We start from the raw sequence: 22,681 nt of genomic DNA, 5'->3' as shown, positions 1-22,681 counted from the left end.
TGAAGTTTTAAAATAAAAAGGAGGTTAACAATGAAACAGGTTTTTAAGAAGGCTTCAATAGTATTTCTGGCTATTATGATAGTTGCACCGACTTACTTAGCCAATTTTGCAAATCTTGTAGCTTATGCTGCAGAAACTACTTCACCTTGGACGACCATTTCAAATGGTGGAAATGAAGTGAATGAAGTAGTGGAGAAAGATGGAAATACTTATGTAAGGTTAGGTACGGGAGAAGGAAATGATAATGGAGAAAATGTAGCTGTCTTTCAAGAGGATGGCACAGAAGCACAAGAAACCGGAACAATGGAATACACATTTATTCCAGAAACAGAAGGTTCAAAATCAAGATTTGGATTCTTCCCCCATTATAAAGATACAGATAACTTTGTATTTGTAGGCTATGATGCTGGAGGTTGGTTTTATGAGTATAAATTAAATGGGAATGGTGATTATTTGGGAGATAGACCAGATGTGTCGTTGCCAGAACCAGGAAATGAGTATACACTTAAAGTTGACTACAGCGGAACATCATTAAACGTTTCTCTTAATGATGAAGATTTATTTGGACCTGTAGACTTAAATGAGGATGTTACTAATCTTGTTGATTTTCCTGAAGCATTAAAATTAGGAAGATATGGGTCAGATAATACTCAGATGCTTATCCAATTAGGTGAAACTTCTGAACCAACAGATCCAACAGATCCAACAGATCCACCTACAGACCCAGACAATGGTGACCTTGTAGATATTACAGACAATGATCTTGTAGAAGGTGACTTTAAGTCCATACAAGGTGATTCTAGCTTAACTTATAATGAAGATGGAACAGTAACTTTTGGTGTTACATCTACTGGTAAAAACAAAATTGTCTATGATCAGGTAGAAGATATTAGAGATGGTGTGTTTGAAGCTGATATAACACCAGATACTGATTTAAATCGTTTTGGTATTATTTATCGTGTGCAAAGCTCATCTGCCTATAAGTACGTTGGTACAGGCGATTCAAATGATCAGTATTTCAGTGAAATTTTTGGTCCTTCAAATGCATGGACATCTATGACAACTGGGGTGGCACTTGAAGCTGATCAAACGTATCGATTAAGTGTAAAATTCATTGATGACTTAGCAACACTTTACATCGATGGAGAGAAAATTGATTCTTGGTCGCAACCAGGAGGCGTTGATGCAGCTGGTAAAATAGGTTTTGAAAAGAGTCGTGGTAGCGCTAACATTACTATAGGTAATATTGAAATTACCGAGTATTTACCACCTGAACCTCCTACTACACCGTCAGTTGAAGATACATTAAGTTCGGAATATATGGATGTAACAATTGATCAAATATTCCCTCGTGTTATCGAATACCAAGTCGGTGACAAAGTAATGAATGGTCAAGAGTCTTCTGCTTATGGGCTGAAGGTAAATGGTATGCTTTACTATCCAGAAGTTAGTTATGAAAAAATTAATGATAGCAAAGCGCTATATACATTAACAGTAAAAGATGAATTTGAAGGTCTTGATGCATTATTTAAGGTTTCTTTAGAAGTAAAAGACAATGATGTTATTTATCACTTTGAGGAAATTAATAATGCTGGTGATACCATCATTGAAACAATTGAATTTGCAGATATGAATTTCATTTCAGTAAATGCTAGTGAAGCAAATGCTAAAGCAAGACTTACTAATCTAAGTAGTGACGTAACAAAGCCTGGTGATGTAGATGTAGCTGTTAATGATTCTATGGAGAACATTGGATCATCTAATACATACTACACTGCATTTTTAACTAATGGTGATTTGAGTGCTGGCGTATGGTCAAGTTCTGAAGTGAACGGACACCGTAATTTAGTTGCTAATCGCTATGAAAACGAAGCTGGCGAAAAAGCAATGGGGATCGGTTCTAGTAAACTATTCTATCACCGAGAGTTTATGCCGGAGCCTTCGTCTAATCCACAGACAATTAAAATTACCATCGCTGAAGATCTGAATAGTGATAGTAAGGTAGATTGGCAAGATGGTGCGATTGCTTATCGTGATATTATGCATGATATTCCTGATTGGGAAAATGTTAATGACAATGTAACAACACGTATCGCGATGAACTTTGGTTCTCAAGCACAACAACCTTTCCTTAAAACATTGGATAATATTAAAAAGGTTGCTCTTGCTACAGATGGTTTAGGCCAAGCTGTACTATTGAAAGGTTACGGAAATGAAGGACACGATAGTGCACACCCAGATTACGGTGACGTAGGTGAGCGTATGGGTGGCGAAGCTGATTTAAGTACATTAATTGAAGAAGGGCATAAATTCAATGCTGAATTAGGTGTTCATATTAATGCACAAGAATCTTATCCAGAAGCAGATGCCTTTAGTGAAGATTTAATCCATGGACCAGGATCGAGAGGATGGGGTTGGATTGACCAAGGTTATGTTATTGATAAGATTAATGATTTAGCTTCAGGCGCACGTGCTAAACGATTAGATCAATTGGAAGCGGTTGCTCCAGATCTTGATTTTGTTTATTTAGATGTTTGGTATCAAGATCAATGGGAATCTAATCGAGTAGTTGAACAATTTGTAGAACGAGGCTTACGTGTTACTACAGAGTTTGGTACGGCTATACCGAACCATTCTACGTGGCAACACTGGGCTACTGATAAGAACTATGGTGGAGCGGCTAGTAAAGGAATTAACTCTGAGGTGCTTCGCTTTATCAGTAACCATCAAAAAGATTCTTGGGTACTAAATTGGCCGGAAAAAGGTGGTACTGCGGATCATCCATTACTTGGCGGTTTTGAACTGGGTGGATTTGAAGGATGGCAGTCCGACAAAAACTTCGATCATTTCATCCGTCGTACATTCAAAACAAATGTACCAACGAAATTCTTACAAAAGTACTATGTAATGAATTGGGAAACGGTTGAGGGTGATAGAAACGCAACGAACTTGGAAAAAGAAATTAAATTAGAAGATCCAAACAATGGGGATGTTGTAGTTGTAACTAGAAAAGACGACTCAAGAGAGCGTACCATTACACTCAATGATAATGTCGTGCTTGATGGTGACAAATACTTAATCCCATGGGTAGAACAAGATTTCGAAACACCAACACCAGATTCTGAAAAATTATATCACTGGAATTTAGAAGGTGGAGAGTCTACTTGGACACTTCCAGATGAATATAACAATGTATCTACAGTGGAAGTATACCAATTAACCGATCAAGGTAGACAAGGTAAGCAAGAAGTAGATGTAGTAGATAATCAAGTTACTTTAACAGCTGAAGCAGCGACTCCTTATATTGTCGTAGCTGGTGAGGTTGAAGAAGTACAAGTAGATGAGTGGAGTACGGGTGCTCATGTACATGATACAGGATTTAATACTGGTACGGTTAATGACGAGCACACAACCGTTTCTGGTGATGAGGAAGCAGTAAGCGTGGTTCGTACAAGTCAAACAGGTGATGGACGTAGTTTAAGTAGTGGAGATTACTATCTAAACTTTGCTAGTCCATCTGAAGACACAACGGTTACACGTACGCTAACGGATCTAGTACCAGGTAAAGACTATGTAGCTGAGGTATATGTAGAAAATAGTAGTGATGTCAAAGCTTCTATTGAGGTAACTGGTGGCACAGAAGATGTAAGCAATTACACTCTTCGCAGCTTACAAAAGAACTACATTAAAGCTGACTCTCATGCAACTAATGATGGTTACAATAGTAAGATGCAACGCATGCATGTAAGCTTTACTGCGGAAAGTGACACTGCGGCATTGACACTTAGCCGTGAAGCAGGTAACGGAGATACGAAGTTTGATGATATCCGTATTGTACAGAAATCATTAAACAATTTCGTTTCTGATGATGTATTTGAACAAGATTTTGAAACAGTCGTACAAGGTATCTACCCGTTTGTTATTGGTAATACAGAAAATGTACAAGATAACAGAATTCACTTAGCTGAAAAGCACGCACCATATACACAAAAAGGCTGGGCTGACGCGAAAGTAGTCGATGATGTTATCGAAGGAAACTGGTCTGTGAAAGTGAATACTGGAAATAGTGGCTTAGTGTATCGCACCATTCCACAACACTTCCATTTTGAACCAGGCGTAGAATACAACGTAGCATTTGATTATCAAACAACTGCTGGATCTTATCGCATCATATCGGGAGATCAAGCGATTGATGAGAAGAACATTACTAATGTATCTGGCTTAAGTGTAAACGAAGTACTGCCTGCATCAACTGAAACGAAAACTGCTGAAATTACAGTAACCGGTTCAGACAATGGCCAAACATACATTGGAATTTTTAACGATGGAACTGCTTTAAACATGCATACTGGTGAAGGTACCTTTATCCTAGATAATCTTCGCATTGAAAAAGTAACAGCAGATCCAGAAGTAGATACGAAGGAACTAGAAGATTTAATTACTACAGCAGAAGCAATTTCTAATGACGATGACGTTTACACAGAGGCATCATTTGACGCATTACAAACAGCGATTGCAGATGCGAATGATGCATTAGAAACAGTTGAAACGGAAGCAGATGTAGAGGCAGCTGTAGATGCATTGCAAGCAGCAATGGATGATTTAGAAGAAGTAAGTGAACCAGAAGTGGATACGAAAGAACTAGAAGACTTAATCGAAACAGCAGAAGCAATCTCAAATGATGATGAAGCTTACACGGAAGCATCGTTTGAAGCATTGCAAGCAGCAATTGCAGATGCGAAAGCGGCATTAGAAGCTGTTGAAACAGAAGCAGATGTAGATACAGCTGTAGATGCATTACAAGTAGCAATAGATGGCTTAGAGGAAGTTGTTGAGCCAGACCCAGATCCAGAAGTGGATGTGTCCGTACTAGAAGCATTGCTTAAAGAAGCAAAAGAAATCTCAGATGATGGCACATACACAAGTGATTCTTATGAAGCATTACAGACAGCCATAGCAAAAGCAGATGCAGATATCGATACAATTGAAACAGAAGAAGAATTGGATACTGCAATAAATGCATTACAGACAGCGATGGATGAATTGGAAAAAGCTGATCAAGATTCAGAAGATAATGGATCAGAAGATACTGATGAAGAACTTCCTAACACAGCAACACCAATGTATAATTGGATGCTTATCGGTTTTGTCTTTGTAGTAATGGGTGCTTTTGTGGCATTCTATTATATCCGTAAACAAAGACAGGTTTAAGTAAAATAATGTAGCATTAATTAAGTGAAGAATAACGAGCATGATATAGATTAAGTCTTATACATGCTCGTTATTTCTAAATTTTAGATTATACTTTACATGCACTAGTACATCTACCTCTATCAAAACAGATATTGCACTCTTCATAAATAGTTTAATTTAATATACATGCTACTTAAAAACAAAGGAGTGTTTTAAGAGTGAAAAGGAGATATCTTTTCAGTTTAATTTTATGTAGTTTCATGTTATTCCTCTTAGCACCAAATGTATTTAAATCTTCAACCGACAACCCAGAATGGAACAATAATCCAGAAATATTCGAAGTAAATAGAGAGCCAGCTCATGCTACATTAATGCCTTATGATACTGTTGATTTAGCACTTGAGGGAGAGCGTGAACAATCGCCTTATTACAAATCACTTAATGGCGAATGGGACTTTAATTGGTCAAAAAACCCTGCGTCTCGACCTGCTAATTTCTATGAAATAGATTATGACATTAGCGATTGGGATAAAATTAAGGTGCCTAGTAGCTGGCAACTAGAAGGTTATGGTTCACCTATTTATACAAATGTAACTTATCCTTGGACTGGTGTAGAAAATCCCGATCCACCAGAAGCACCAACAAAGTATAATCCAGTTGGTTCATACCGAACGACATTCACAGTTCCTAAAGACTGGGATGAACGCCAAGTGTTCATTTCACTACAAGGTGTTGAATCAGCATTTTATATTTGGGTAAATGGTGAAAAAGTAGGTTATGCCGAAGACAGCTTTACGGTGGATGAATTTGATTTAACTGAATACTTACAAGAAGGTGAAAATACATTAGCCATAGAAGTTTATCGTTGGTCTGATGCTAGCTGGATGGAAGACCAAGACTTTATTCGCTTAAGCGGTATTTTCAGAGATGTTTATCTATATTCCACACCAAAAACGCATATGCGTGATTTTACGGTGACAACAGATTTAGACGAAGCGTATAAAGATGCAACACTTGGAGTGGAAGTAGATGTAACAAATTATGCTACAAGTAATGCTGAAGATCATACAGTCGAAGCAATGTTATATGATGAAGGTGAAAATCCTGTATTAGATGATCCAATTACAATGGATGCTACCTTTGACGGAAAACAAGAGGTTACCGTTACAAAAGATCAGCTTGTACAAGACCCACTAAAATGGTCTGCAGAAAAGCCTAACTTATATACGCTTGTATTAAGTTTAAAAGACGCATCAGGAGAATTAATTGAAACCGAAAGTACTAGAGTAGGTTTCCGTGAATTTGAAATTATAGATGGTCAAATGAAAATAAATGGTGAGCCAATCATGTTTAAAGGGTTTGACAGGCACGAAATTGACCCGGATACAGGTAGAACGCTCAGCGAAGAGACCATGATTGAAGATATTAAGTTAATGAAACAATTTAATGTAAATGCGGTAAGAACGTCACATTATCCAAACGATGTAAGATTTTATGAACTTGCCGATGAATATGGTTTATATATTATGGATGAAGCAAACCTTGAATCACACGGTGCTAGAGGTCAACTTCCAGCAAGTGATTCAAGATGGAAAGAAGCTTCCATTGATAGAATGAGAAATATGGTTGAAAGGGATAAAAATCATCCATCTGTACTGATCTGGTCTCTAGGGAATGAAGCAGGATCAGGTGACAACTTTAAACATATGGCAGACTGGACAAGAGAGAATGACCCTACTAGGTTAGTAAACTATGAAGGTGATAACCGATGGACAGATGTTCAAAGTCAGATGTACTCAAGTGTTGAATATGTAGAAAGCTACGGGAAATCAGGTAGTGATAAACCATTTATCCTTGTTGAATATGCACATGCGATGGGTAATAGTATTGGAAATCTATATCAGTATATGGATGTCTTTGAGAAATATCCAAATTTACAAGGTGGTTTTATTTGGGATTGGGTAGATCAGGCGTTAACGTGGCCGGTTCCTAAACAATTTACAACAACCGATGCCAGTCAAAATAATATAACTGGTGATCTTCACGGAGATATGGTTGATGGTGTAAATGGAAAAGGTGTAGACGGATATATAACACTTCCAAATACACCAAAATTGAATTTACGAGATGAATTAACTGTAGAGGCATGGGTAAAGCCTGATTCAACAGATACACATAGTCCGTTTGTTGGAAAAGGTGATACACAATTTGCCATAAAACAAAATGGTGAAAAACTAGAGTTCTTTGTTTATACCGATTATTGGAAAACAGTATCTGCACAAATACCTAGTGACTGGTATGACGGTAATTGGCACCATGTTGCAGGAGTCTATGATCAAAGTGCCATTAAGTTATATGTAGATGGTGAGCTTAAGGGTGAAATGCAGGTTTCTGGAGAATTAAATAACAATGGTTATCCTATAAATATAGGTAGAAACTCGCAACATAAAGGTCGCTTGCTAAGTGGCTCAATTGATCAAGTTAGAATTTATGATAAAGCGTTGTCATTGAATGAACTGAATGATGATCAACGTCAACCAGATGAGCATACGGTATTGTGGATGGACCTAGACAAATTTAATGAAGTTGAATTTACACAAGATGAATTCTACGCAACCGGAGGCGATTGGGGTGATAATCCAAATGATGGAAACTTCAGTGCCAATGGTGCAGTGTTCCCTGATCGGACAGTTCAGCCAGAGTTATGGGAAGTTAAAAAAGTATACCAAAACATTAAAGTAAACCCAGTTGATTTAGACCAAGGTACTGTGGAAATCAAAAATGATTATCTATTTACCAATTTAAATGAGTTTAACGCAGAGTGGAGCTTACAAAAAGACGGAAAAGTTGTAGAAACAAAGCAACTATCGAATATGGATATTGCACCAGGTGAAAGTGAAGTTGTAACAATACCTTTCAATCAAAATGAATTCGAATCAGGTGCAGAATATTTTGTTAATGTTAGCTTCTATCTATCAGAATCAACTAATTGGGCAGATAAAGGACATGAAATTGCTAGAGGACAAATGAAGCTTTCAGATAGAGAAACAGAATCCATTGATGAAACGAATATGAATCCAATGGAAGTAACTGAAGATGGTAATTTGTTAACCGTTAAGGGTGACTATTTTGATATTGTATTTGATAAAGAACAGGGGACAATTTCCAACTATCATTACAATGGGGTAGAAATTATTAAAGATGGTCCAACCCCGAATTTCTGGAGAGCACCTAATGATAACGATCAAGGTAATGGTATGCCAGGTCGCACAGGAACATGGAGAACAGCTGGGCAAAATTGGGAAATACAAAATGTGTCCGTAAATGAATTAAATTCAAAAGCTATCGAACTTGTTGTTGAAGCGAGCTTGCCAACCTCAAATGTGTCGCAATATAGTGTAACTTATACTATTTATGGAAGTGGAGAAGTAGTTGTTGATACAACATTAAACCCGGGTAATAATCTTCCAGAAATTCCAGAGGTAGGTATGATGTTAACAATCCCTGAAGGGTTTGAAACCATGACATGGTATGGCCGCGGGCCACAGTCAAACTACTGGGATAGAAAGAAAGGTGCTTTTGTTGGTCAATATAGTGGTACTGTTGACGAACAGTTTGTTTCACAGATTGAACCACAAGAAACAGGGAATAAAACGGATGTTCGTTGGGTCACATTAACAAATGAAAATGGTGTGGGGTTAAAAGCAGAAGGTTTACCATTACTGGAAGTCAATGCACTACACTATACACCGCATGATTTGGATAGTGCCTCACATCCATATAAGCTAACAAGACGTGATGATATTACCTTAAGATTAAACTACAAGCAAATGGGAGTAGGCGGAGATAATAGTTGGGGAGCTAGACCGCACCCTGAATTTACACTTTATGCTGACCAAGAGTATTCTTATAGTTATAAGCTTAGCCCAGTTGGCGAAATACAGCAGCCAGTTGATACAACAGAATTGGAACAGTTAATAACGGAAGCGAATGGTTATTCTAATGAAGATGGCTCCTATACAACAGCATCTTTCCAAGCACTACAAGATGCGATCGTAGCTGCTGATGCGTCATTAGAGACAATTGAGTCAGAAGAGGATCTAAATACAGCAGTGAATAATTTACAAGCAGCTATAGAAGGTTTGAAACAAGTAGAAAAGCCAGAGCCAGAAGTGGAAACGAAAGAACTAAAAGATTTAATTAAAACAGCAAAAGACTACTCACTCGAAGATTACACGGAAGCATCATATCAAGCATTACAAGATGCCATTGCAATTGCAGAAAATGCATTGACAACGATTGCATCAGAAGAAGAACTAGCCAATAGCATAGAAGCATTACAACATGCAATAAATGATCTAGAGGAAGCTGATGAACAACCATCTGAAGGGGATCCAACAGATAAACCTTCTGATGAAGAAGATGATGAGGGAGAACAAAGTCAAGAAAATGAAGATAGTGAACTTCCTGATACTGCCACATCTATCTATAACTGGATAAGCCTTGGTTTACTTCTAGTTACTTTGGGAGCGATGGTATTTATTGTTATCAGAAGGAGAAGAGCTGTTAAATAATAAATACTAAATCAGTAGTAAAATAGGATAACGGGTATGATGAATATCATTCCCGTTATCCATCTATTTTATTGAAAGAGCTTACATAAAATAGTAAATAAATCCTTTAATTATTAAAAAAAAGAAAATGATGCAAAAATTTAAAATTATGCAGGAGAAGAATTATCGGGAGTAGAATTTCTTTAATACTAGAAAGGATGTCAAAGATGCAAAAAAAATTATTCATTCTCCTAACAGTATTTTTACTAGTAGTAAGTAACTTTTCAAATTTAACTTATATTGCTGCTATAGAAAATGCTCAAGCAGAAGAAAGTGGCTCATATGAAATTTATCCATTGCCACAAAAGGAAGAATATCTTGGAGAAAGCTTTACGATAACAAATCAGGTAAATCTTGTGATTGAGTCAACTATAGATGAATCAACTGAGAATTTTGTGAAAAAAATACTAGCATCTAAGTCGATTACTTTTACTGAATCTAATGAAACCGTATCCAATAAAACGAATATAATTATTGGTACAAAAGGGTCTGGAGAGTATGTAGACAGCTATTTTTCTTCTGATATTGATTATAATGCATCCTTATATCATGAGATAGATGCCTATATCTTAAGAGCTGATAAAAATCTTGAGGAAAATGGAACCATTGCAATTCTAGGTGACACAACCGATGCATCTTATTACGGACTAGCAACGTTACAAATGATTTTCAATCAAATGCCTGGGAAAGAAATTGAATCAGTCATGTTCGAAGATTATGCAGATTCAAAATGGCGAGGATTTATTGAAGGGTTTTATGGCTTCCCATGGTCTCATGAAGATCGGATAAGCCTAATGAGATATGGTGGTCAATTTAAAATGAACTCCTATATTTTTGCGCCAAAAGATGATCCATATCATAACAGAAAGTGGAGAACGCTTTATCCAGAAGATGAGTTAGCTAAGGTAAAAGAATTAGTAGATGTCGGACACGAATCAAAAACTCAGTTTATTTGGGCGATCCACCCTGGTTTTAGTATGATTGATTGGGATGATTATGATAACGAATTGGACACCTTATTAACAAAGCTTGAACAATTGTATGATGTAGGCGTTCGACAGTTTGGGTTATTCCTTGATGACATTAGTTTAAACCAAGCATTAAACGATACAGATGAACATGTACAGCTTATTACTGATGTTGCGGATTGGGTAGATTCTAAAGGTGATGTAAAATCATTAGTTTACTGTCCTCCTTTCTATAATCAAGCATGGACAGGTGAAAGTGGAAAACCGTATCTGCAAGCACTAAGAAATGTTCCAGATAACGTCGAAGTCATGTGGACAGGTCGTGACGTTATCGGTGGTGTTAATACAGAAGATAATCAATGGGTAAAAGATATAATAGGTAGAGATCCATATATTTGGTTTAATTGGCCAGTTAATGGATATAAAAAGAATCGATTACTTTTAGGTAAAGTAGGAATGTTAGAACCTAATACACATAATTTCTCTGGTATTGTATCAAATCCATTAGAACAAGCGGAATTATCAAAGGTTGCTTTGTTTGGAGTAGCTGATTACACATGGAATGTTGATGAATTCAATGATGAGCAAAGTTGGTTAGATTCATTTAAATATATTCAGCCTGAAGTTGCAGATGAATTCAGAACAATTGCCCATCACTTAAGTGATCCTTCTCCAAATAGCCGAGGTGTTACTGTAGGAGAATCAGAAAATATAAAAGAAGAACTAAATCTATTTTTAGATAATTTTTCAAAATCAAAATCAATAGATACGGTAGGTACACAATTAATAGATGAATTTGACAAAATATTAAACGCCATCTCTGTATTTAAAGAGAAAAATAAAAATGAAAATATGGTAGAAGAAATTACGCCTTGGTTAAATAGTCTTGACTATGTTGTACAGGCTGATAAGCATGCTATAAATGCCGCTTTTGCTTTAGAAAAAGGGGATATTAGTGCAGCATGGGAATCGCTATCTAAGGCATCAAGTGCCATGGCGGAATCAAAAAAATTTACTAGACCAGTAATCAATGCAGAAGATCAAATTGTTGAATCTGGAGCAAAGCGACTTGTTCCATTTGCTAATGAATTAATTCGGAAATTAGACTCGGAAATTTATAAGTCGATAAATTCGGATGTGATTGTTCCCGTACCGATGACATCTTACGGTTCTCATCCAGATATAAATAATATGATTGATGGCGACAAAGATACACTAGTGTACTTTAAAACATTACAGGAAAATGGCGATTGGTATGGAGTTGATTTAGGAAATAAAGTAACCGTAAATAGTATTGAAATTATTCAAGGAAGAAACGATGAGGATCATGATATCTTCCAAAGAGGTATGCTAGAGTATTCAAATGATGGAGAAGATTGGAATTCTATTACAGAAGAAAAATCCGGCTACCATATTAAAGAAAACAATTTGGATATTGAAGCTAGATATGTACGATATAAACTGACTCATGCTGGAATCCCAGGTGGAAAACCAGATCTTTGGACGTCAGTCAGAGAATTTACGGTTAATGGTGACCAAAACAAACCATCAATCTATACAAATGTAATAGATTTACAAGAGGAAGAAATCAATAAAACTAATTCATCTATTGAAATCACAAATGTGGATGATATTACATTGGAACCATCAGATTATATTGGTATAAAATTACCAGCGATTGAACGAATCGAAGATATTGGATTAGAAAGTAGCAGCAATGATGGTGTAGTAATTGAGACATCAGAGAATGGCGTCGAATGGGAGGAAATCTCTTTAGAATCTCCTTATCCGAATGCGGCTTATATTCGAGTCATCAATAAAAATGATACACCTGTTTCATTTAATTTAAATAAGTTATCTGTTAAGCCAAGTATTGTAGAAGCTCCTTCAGCTAGTCATAATTATGGAGGCACATACGCAGGAGACATAGAAAACGTCTATGATGGAGAACTAGAATCCAAAGTTTGGTTTAATAGTGCGCAAAGTAAAGGGAAATATGTACAAATTGATTTGGGAAGAGTTATAAATGTAAAACATGCTGCTGTAGCGATTAATGACGGTGAAAACGATTATTTTAGACAAGGTGAATTACAGTTGTCTATGGATGGAGAAGAATGGAAGACTATCCATACATTTAGCAATCCAAACGATCGTGATCAAAACTTCCCTGATCATGAAGCGCCATATCGATATTTACGTACAGAAGTTGATTCTATTGATGCTAGATACGTAAGACTAATATCAACAGAAGAGAATAGTAAATGGTTAGCTTTAAATGAGATTATTATTAATAATGGGATAAATGGAAGTGAAAATGAGAGTTTAGAGCTCCAAGTTGAACCTAAAGGAAAAAATGACAATAGTGCTAACTATGTAATTGATAAAAAATTATCTACTTTTTATATGCCAGAAGATAAGGCAGATTCCGGTTATTTAAACTATAAACTTACAACAAAGACGGATTTAGAGCAACTTATTATCTTACAGAATCCAACAGGTATCTCTAATGCTACTGTTTCAATTAGGGATTTGGATGGCTGGAAGCATGCAGGTAAGTTATCAAAATCATTTAATGTTATTGATACATCAGATTTTGATCATGTTCTTGAAGTTCGATTAGAATGGGATGAACCTGTTGTTCCGAAAATTCATGAAATCTTAGCCGTATCAGATGACGGAATCGATAAAGTAGTTGATACAACAGAATTAGAACAGTTAATAGTGGAAGCAAATGGTTATTCGAATGAAGATGGCACCTATACAACACCATCTTTCCAAGCTTTACAAGATGCGATCGTAGCTGCTGAAGCATCATTAGAGACAATTGAGTCAGAAGAGGATCTAAATACAGCAGTGAATAATTTACAAGCAGCTATAGAAGGTTTGAAACAAGTAGAAAAGCCAGAGCCAGAAGTGGAAACGAAAGAACTAAAAGATTTAATTAAAACAGCAAAAGACTACTCACTCGAAGATTACACGGAAGCATCATATCAAGCATTACAAGATGCCATTGCAACTGCAGAAATTGCATTGACAACGATTAAATCAGAAGAAGAACTAGCCAATAGCATAGAAGCATTACAACATGCAATAAATGGCCTAGAGGAAGCTGATGAACAACCATCTGAAGGAGATCCAACTGATAAACCTTCTGATGATGAAGATGGAGCTGATGATGGAGAACAAAGTCAAGAAAATGAAGACAGTGAACTTCCTGATACAGCAACTTCTACGTACAATTTGTTGATGATTGGTTTCATACTTATTGTTATGGGAGCGGCGGTTTCTATCTCCATCAGAACAAGGTATATGAAGTAATTAAAGCAAATGTAAAAGTGTAATGGAAAGATGAATAACGGGCATGAAAAATCATGCCCGTTAACCGTCTTTCGTAATAAAAAAACTTGTGTTTATTTGTATCCGTTGTCAATTATATTAATTATAATTTTTTATAAAATAATCTCATTTAATAATTTGAGGAGGTGATAGCAAGAACTTTCTGAATATTTTTTAAACAAAAAAGTTACACAAAGACTCGAAATTTAAACTTCAAGGAGGTCAAAGGATGTACAAGATTAAAAATTTATTTATGATTATTTGTTCCATTGCAGTAGTGTTAGTTAATCTATCACCTTCAATGGAAGCGCTTGCGGTTGAAGACAGTGATTTACCAGAGCCTATCTTAAGAGTTGAGAATGAAAGGATTGGTGATGGATATTTTACAAATTTAAACGAGAATGTTGATGATTTGAAAAGTTTAGATGAAGGTACAATTATTGTTAGATTCCGAAATACTGGTTCATCAATTATGTCACTATTTTCACTAAGTAATAGTGATGTACGTGATGGGCATTTCCATATGTATGTCACACCGACAACACTAGGTAGTGAAAATCGATTAGAAAAACCTGATACCGCCAAGGAAAATATCCATGTTCATTCAAATGCAAAACTTGAAGTTGGTGCGGTGCATACTGTTGCAATGGTAGTAGACAAAGATAAAGGCTATAAATATTTCGTAGATGGCGAATTAATTATGGAAGATACCCAATCACCGGTGAAGTTTTTAAGTAATATTTATCAACCTGACAGTGCCCAGTTAGGTCGTACAGACAGAGCTGCTGGATCGAATGAATATCCTTTTAGTGGAGATATAGATTTTGCAGAAGTTTATAATCAACCACTTAATGATCAAGTTTTACTTGATATTACAGGGGAAACAGATCAAGAGAAAAAATTAAATCCGTTACCTGAAGATGCTTTAATAACAGAACCTGATAGTGTGTTCTACCCAGGTTTTATGGATTCGAATAATTATCGTATACCGGCATTACTATATACAGAAGATAATACTTTAATTGCTGGTATTGACCGCAGAGTAAATCATGGAGGAGATTCACCAGCCAATATTGATGCTGCTGTTCGAAGAAGTTTTGACCAAGGGGATACATGGGAAGAAGATGGGATTATTGTAAACAATTATCCTGATCAGGCATCTAATATTGATTTAACACTGTTACAAGATAAAACAAATGAGAGAATTTTCGCGCTTGTGGATGGTTTTCCTCAAGGTGGAGGATTCTGGTCTGCTAAAAAAGGGTCTGGTTTTAAGACAATTGATGGTGAGAAATATATGCTTCTCACTGATGAAGATGGAAATGAGTTTACAATAAGAGATAATGGTGTTGTATACGATGCTAGTAATAATCCAACAGATTATTCAGTTGATCAAAAGAGAAATCTATATTTAAATGATGAAAAAATTGATAATGTATTTAGTGCGACTACACCGTTAAAAGCTTATCTAACATCATATCTTGAGCTTTACTATAGTGATGATGAAGGAGAGACTTGGACAGGCCCAATTGATCTAAATGATGAAGTGAAAGAAGAGTGGATGAGTTTCTTAGGAACTGGACCAGGAAATGGAATACAACTTACACAAGGGCCTAACAAAGGTAGACTCGTAATGCCTGTATACTTTTTAAATGATGCTGGAAAGCAAGCGAGTGCAGTTGTATATAGTGATGACCATGGTGAAACTTGGCACCGAGGAGAATCTCCGAATGAAGGTAGAGATGTTGGTAATGGTCAGACAATTAATGAAAAGGATTTTAGTAATTCATCCTATGAAATTACAGAAGCTCAAGTAGTAGAAATGCCAGATGGTCAGCTTAAAATGTTTATGAGAAACTTCTCAGGCTATGCACGTATTGCAACAAGCTTTGATGGTGGAGAAACGTGGCATTCTGAAGTTGTTGTAGAAGAAGATTTGGTAGCACCGTATAGTCAAATGTCAGCCATTCGTTACAATGGTCAAATTGATGGGAAAGAAGCAGTAATTTTCTCAAGTGCAGGTAATTCTTCGCAACGAATTAATGGAAAAGTAAGAGTTGGATTAATTGAAGAAGATGGAACCTATGAAAATGGTGAAACAAAATATGCATTTGATTGGAAATATGAACAACTTGTTAAAGAGGGTCACTATGGTTATTCAAGTCTAACTAACTTAGAAAACGGTGAGATTGGACTATTTTATGAAGCGACGGGTAATACCAATATGGACTTTATAAAATTCAATCCGGAGTTTTTAAAGTGGAAGAAATACAAAGACAATGAAAAGCCAAATTTAGTTTCATTTGAAGTAACGGACAACGATAAATCGCTTTATAAATCTGGTGATACGATAAAGGTAGAAGCGCAATTTGATGATTATGTCATGCTTATGGGTGAAAAACAATTAGTAGGCACAATTGGAGATAAAACAATAGCATTTGACTTAGTAGAACAAAATGGTAGTTTTGTGTTTGAAGGTACTGTACCAGAGTTAGAGGATAATCAATATGACATGAACGTAGCTTTTGCTAATCAACTAGATATATATAGTGTGAAAGGAGAATCTTTTGAAAAAGATTCTGAGTCTTCCACAATTGATACTACAATTGGAATTGGAGTATCTCCTAATAGCGTGGAAATCGATCAAAGTAATGTAAATTTAGTTGAAGGTGGAAAAACGATTCAACTGTCAACTTCAGTAAATCCTATAGATGCAACTATTTTGGATCTACAATGGGAAAGTACTAACACGGATGTAGCTACTGTTGATGAAGATGGAATAGTAACTTCAGTAAATCCAGGAACTGCAACCATTAAAGTAACTGCAAATGGGGAATTCACAGATGAAATTACCGTAACAGTTGAAGCATTGGATGTTACAGCTTTGGAAACAATCATCACAACAGCAGAGAATATCTCCAATGCAGATGGATCTTATACCGAGGAATCATTCCAAGCGTTGCAAACAGCAATTGCTGATGCAAAATCAGCGGTAGAATCCATTGAAACGGAAGAAGATGTAACAAATGCAGTTGCCGCATTACAAGGAGCAATTGATGGCCTAGAAGAAGCGAGTGAACAAGATTCCGATGATAACACCGATGAGAATGGTGATTCATCAAATACCGAAGATGAGAATGAGAATTCATCAAATACGGAAGACGAAAATGGTGAAAATCAAGAACAATCTAGTAATGGAGACGATAATGAATTACCGAACACCGCGACACCAATGTACAATTGGATGTTAATTGGATTACTTTTAATAACGATAGCTAGCGGGTTACTGCTTTATAGAAGAAAAACATTATTAAATAGAAACTAATAAACAGAATAAATCCATCATCGTGTGGCAGCAGATATACTCAAATAAAACATCTCAGTAGACAGAGAATTTGATTTGAAAGTATTTCTACTGTCACTTTTTTTAGTAATGAATAGGAAAAATAAGTAATAAAATAGTTCGATTTTTGATTATGTAATTTAAAGGAGAATTTTTAAATATGAATAAACGGCCAATTTTTATATCCTTTCTATTTATTTTATTTTTACAACTATTCTTTGTGAATGTAACAAATGCTGAGCAATATGTATCAAAAGACACGAATAGAGTAAAAGAAAACATTAATATTGGATGGAAGTTTCATAGAGGCGATATTCAAGGGGCAGAGGCAGTTGACTTTGATGATTCGTCATGGGATTCAGTTGTGCTTCCACATACGTTTAAGCAAACAGATTATATGGCTAGTACATGGTATCGAGGAATTGGTTGGTATCGTAAGGAAATAACCTTAAGTGAAAATGATCAGTCAAAAAAAATAAATGTATATTTTGAAGGTGCCAAAACAACAACGGAAGTATATATTAATGGAAAGAAACTAGATACACATTATGGTGGCTATACGCCATTTAATTATGATATTACAGATTACGTTGATTTTGGTGAGAAAAATATTATTGCTGTAAAAGTTGATAATACTTACCAAGAGCAAGTCGCACCAGAAAAACCAGATGGTTCTTATATAGGGTTTAATATGTTTGGTGGGATTTTCCGTGATGTTTATTTAATTAAAACAGATAAGCTTCATGTACCAGAAGCCATTCATTCTTGGAACAACAATTGGGAAGAGAATGGTGGTGTATTTGTTACTAGTTCAAACATAAGCGAACAGTCAGCTGATGTAAAGGTTCAAACTTGGGTGAATAATTCTAATGCATCATCAATTGAAACGACTGTGGTATCAACGATTGTTGATGCAAACGATCAAATAATTGAAACAGTGGAAAGTGCCATAACAATAGGCAAAAATGAAGTGAAAGAATTTACTCATGAAATGAACGTAAATAACCCAAATTTATGGTCACCTTGGAATCCATATTTGTATCAAGTTAAAACAGAAGTGTACCAAGGGGAAACAATTGTAGATAACTATGAAACGACTTTTGGCATTCGAAAAACAGAATGGACAAAGTCGGATGGGTTCTTTTTAAATGATCAACATGTAAAAATTTATGGAGTAAACCAACATCAAGATTGGCCTTATATTGGTGACGCAGTTCCAAATAATCAGCATTATCTGGACGTAAAGCGTGTGAAAGATGCAGGGGCAAACTTTGTTAGAGATGCTCATTATTTATATGATGATGCTTTTATGGATGCTGCGGATGAGCTTGGTGTGATGCAATGGGTTGAAATTGCTGGTTGGGGGAATATAAACCCTGCTTCTTTTGGTGAAGAGTGGCGACAAAGTAACAAAGATGCATTATATGCAACGATACGTGTTGCGCGTAATCATCCAAGTATTGTAATTTGGGGAGCGGGTATTAATGAAATGCAGCAGGATGTTGCGTTAGAAACAGAACTTAACAATATCGCGCATCAAGAAGATCCAACGCGTGCTACATCCATGGGAAGGAATTATAATACGGATAACAATATTTTTGATGTATATGGACGTAACGCTTATACGGAAGAACAGTGGAAAAACCAAGGATTGCACAATGGTTCTCCAGATCCGGATAGTTATGGTTTAATAAATACGGAGCATACAGGACATATGTATGAAACGTGGAGAGATGCAGATGAGGAACGGTTAATTAATCATGCCCTAGCTATACAGAAGATGACCGAGCTTGGTCGTGATGAGAGTTATGTGCATGGTAGTTTGGTTTGGGAAATGCATGACCATCATCACCAAATTTCTGTTGTTAGACCACATGGATTAACAGATGCAGGGAGAATTCCAAAATTCGCTTATTACTGGAGTAAAAGTCAATCAGCTGATGTGAATTATGATGGTTCAGTGAATCCGATGGTATTTATAGCGAATTACTGGACTCCTGATTCGCCTACAAATGTAACTGTCTTTAGTAATACGGACCAGGTTCGTTTTTCCACCTGGAATGGAACAAAATGGACTGAATTTGCAACTAAAGATCCAGAAGATATTAATGTGGCACATCCGCATTTTGAATTTAATCTAAATGCACACAATACATCAAAAATTAAGGCTGAAGGGCTTATTGATGGCAAAGTTGTCGCAACTCATGTCGTTGAAGAACCTGAAAATCCATCAGCATTAGAGTTAAAAACGGATGCGTCAACCATTGATGGTAATGGAAGCGATATTACTAGCATTGAATTTTATATTAAAGATGAAAACGGTACGGTTGTTCCATACTCAACAAACGAGGTGGATTTTCAAATATCTGGTCCAGGTGAATTAATTGGAGGACCTAGTATCAAAGCTGTAAATGGAGCAAATATGATTTTAGTCAAATCAACAGGAGCTCCGGGAACCATAGAGGTTACTGCTTCTTCGGATGGATTGGTATCAGATACTATTCAAATCACTGCCAACGATGTAGGAGTATCTTTACCACAGGCGAAAATGACTGTTGAAGACCTTACTACTGTAATACCAGGTAAACCAGTAAAAGTCACAGCTACTTTAGAGAATGCAGGAAAGGTTATGATGGAAGATGTGAATCTTACATTGAATTTACCTGAAGGATTTACAGTAGAAGAAGATACACCTATATTATTTGAAAAAGTGGATAGTAATGAAAAAATAACAGCAACATTTACAGTGACAGCGAACGAGCAAGTTTCAATGGGAGATCACACATTCATAGCTCGAGCGGATTTCACGATGGAGGACGAATCACATGCTATAAATGCAAGAACTAATATAAAAGTAGTCCCACCTTTACCTGACGGAGCAAAGTGGTTAAGTGATTTAGAATGGGAAAGTGCAGATAATGGCTGGGGTCCGGTTGAAAAAGACAGTAGTGTTGGTGAAGATTTAGCCGGCGATGGAAATCCTCTAACTATTAATGGAATCACTTATCAAAAAGGCTTGGGTGTACATGCTCCATCTGAAATCGTTTATAACATTGGTGGAAATTACTCAAGATTCACCTCAGAAATTGGAGTTGATGATGAAATAACCAGCACAGGTAGTGTAGGTTTTGAAATTTGGGGAGATGGAGAAAAACTTTTTAATAGCGAGTTAATAACCTATGAAGATGATGCAAAGTTTGTAGATGTCAATGTTGAAGGTGTTAATGAGTTGAAATTGATTGTTACAGGTGGTGGAAATGGAGTAGGAAGTGACCATGCTAACTGGGCAAATGCAAAATTAATTGCAGATGAAGGCGCAGGTGATCAAACAGCACCAACTATCATCACGAAAGTCAATGGTGTTGATTTTGAAGATGAGATAACGTTGACTGAAACTGAAAAAGCTCAGTTTACATGGGAAGCCAATGATCTAGAAAGTGGTCTTGCTTATGTATTAGCTACATTTGATGGTGAAGCATATAAAGAAGATACAGTCATTGATTTAGATAATAAAATTGGAGAACATCAGCTTGTAGTTGTTGCAGTTGATAAAGTTGGGAATGTAAAGAGAAACACTTATGTAATCAATGTCAAACCAAATTCACCAAATCTCGCACTAAATCAACCGGTATCATTTAGCAGTGAGCAAACAAATCCAGAGAACAATCTAGCATCCCATGCAAACGACGGGGATCGTAATACGCGATGGGCAGCTACTGATGGAACCCTACCACAGTGGTGGCAGGTTGATCTTGGTGCAGTGAAACAAATGAACAAGATAGAGATTTTCTTTAATGAACAATTAAGTCGTACGTATGAATACGATATTGAACTGTCAACAGATAATGAGACGTTCACTAAAGTAATTAGAGAGGGATCATCAAACAATTCAGGAGACACAATTGTTACTTTACCTACACAAGATGCTCGATATGTGAGAATAACGATATCAGGAGTTGCTCCTTCAAATTGGTGGGCATCGATAAAAGAGGTGCAAATCTTTAATGATTCAAAAATAACAGAATTGGAAGATTTAATAAAGTCAGCAAAAGCTATAACGAATGACAATGGTGTATATACAGAAGAGTCTTATCAATTGTTGCAAAACGCAATTGTAAGTGCAGAAGAAATCCTAGAAAGTGACAAAACAGACGATGCAGTTACTACTTCATTAGCCGCCTTACAAGCAGCAATGGATGGATTAGAAGAGGTAAGCGAACCAGATCCAGAAGTAGATACAACAGAATTAGAAGATTTAATCGTAACGGCTGAAGCGATCTCAAACGAAGATGATAAGTATACGGAAACAACCTTTGCAAGCTTACAAACAGCGATTACCGATGCAAAGTCTGTGCTAGATTCTATTGAAACAGAACAAGAATTAGCGGAAACTGTAGCCGCCTTACAAGCAGCAATGGATGGATTAGAAGACGTAAGCGAACCAGATCCAGAAGTGGACACGAAAGAATTAGAGGATTTGATTGCAACAGCCGAAGCCATCTCAAATGAAGATGATAAGTATACGGAAACAACCTTTGCAAGCTTACAAACAGCGATTACCGATGCAAAGTCTGTGCTAGATTCTATTGAAACAGAACAAGAATTAGCCGGAGCTGTAGCCGCCTTACAAACAGCAATGGATGGATTAGAAGAGGTAAGCGAGTCAGATCCTAATGACGATACCAATGAGAGTGGAGATTCATCAAATACCGAAGACGAAGATGAGGATTCATCAAAAGACGAAAATGGGGAAAACCAGAAACAATCTAGTGAAGAAGATGATGATGAATTACCAAACACAGCTACACCAATGTACAACTGGATAGTAATTGGATTGCTATCCATAATTATGGGTGGCATATGGTATCTATTCTATAGAAGAAAGTTATTTTTAAGTAAAAAGTAATAAAATAAAACAGTAAAAAATATCCATTTATAGAGTGGCAGCAGTTATACTAAAATTTGAACTCTCTAGAGTTAGAGAATTGATTTCAAAGTATTTCTGTTGTCATTTTATCCGTTTAATAGGAATAGTAAAAAAGCTATATTGACAATTTAATAGAAACTATGTAATCTTAGGGTAAATATTGGCAGATTACTATTTTGGTAATAAAACTTAATACATAAGAAAACTAAATTTTTTTGGTCAGAGAATGACAGCATAGATATATTCAAATGGGTACCTCGAAATTAGAGAAGGATTTGATGATATTTTTGCTGTCATTTTT

4 protein-coding genes and 1 pseudogene are annotated in these 22,681 nt (G+C 36.2%); all 5 read left to right on the top strand.

The window, feature by feature from the left end; all coding sequences use genetic code 11:
- Window positions 1–75 precede the first annotated feature (75 nt).
- A pseudogene (locus BN1058_RS07490) lies at window positions 76–4,401 on the top strand (endo-alpha-N-acetylgalactosaminidase family protein); the annotation flags it as partial.
- 1,010 nt (window positions 4,402–5,411) lie between these two features.
- Window positions 5,412–9,767 carry a glycoside hydrolase family 2 TIM barrel-domain containing protein gene (locus BN1058_RS07485; protein ID WP_176694463.1) on the top strand — a complete coding sequence of 1,452 codons (4,356 nt, stop codon included), beginning with the start codon at window positions 5,412–5,414 and terminating at the stop codon, window positions 9,765–9,767.
- Between the two features lie 206 nt (window positions 9,768–9,973).
- Window positions 9,974–14,092, top strand: coding sequence for a beta-N-acetylglucosaminidase domain-containing protein (locus BN1058_RS07480; RefSeq protein WP_176694462.1), 4,119 nt, complete (start codon window positions 9,974–9,976; stop codon window positions 14,090–14,092).
- Between the two features lie 247 nt (window positions 14,093–14,339).
- The gene (locus BN1058_RS07475; RefSeq protein WP_090855085.1) at window positions 14,340–17,435 is read left to right on the top strand and encodes a sialidase domain-containing protein; all 3,096 of its coding nucleotides are present in this window, start codon (window positions 14,340–14,342) and stop codon (window positions 17,433–17,435) included.
- Window positions 17,436–17,613: 178 nt separating this feature from the next.
- Complete coding sequence (locus BN1058_RS07470) at window positions 17,614–22,359, top strand: NPCBM/NEW2 domain-containing protein (protein WP_090855082.1); 4,746 nt, start codon at window positions 17,614–17,616, stop codon at window positions 22,357–22,359.
- Window positions 22,360–22,681 lie beyond the last annotated feature (322 nt).

Source organism: Paraliobacillus sp. PM-2, assembly GCF_001368815.1.
Taxonomy (GTDB): Bacteria; Bacillota; Bacilli; order Bacillales; family Amphibacillaceae; genus Paraliobacillus.
This window is presented reverse-complemented; position numbering and strand designations above follow the sequence as displayed.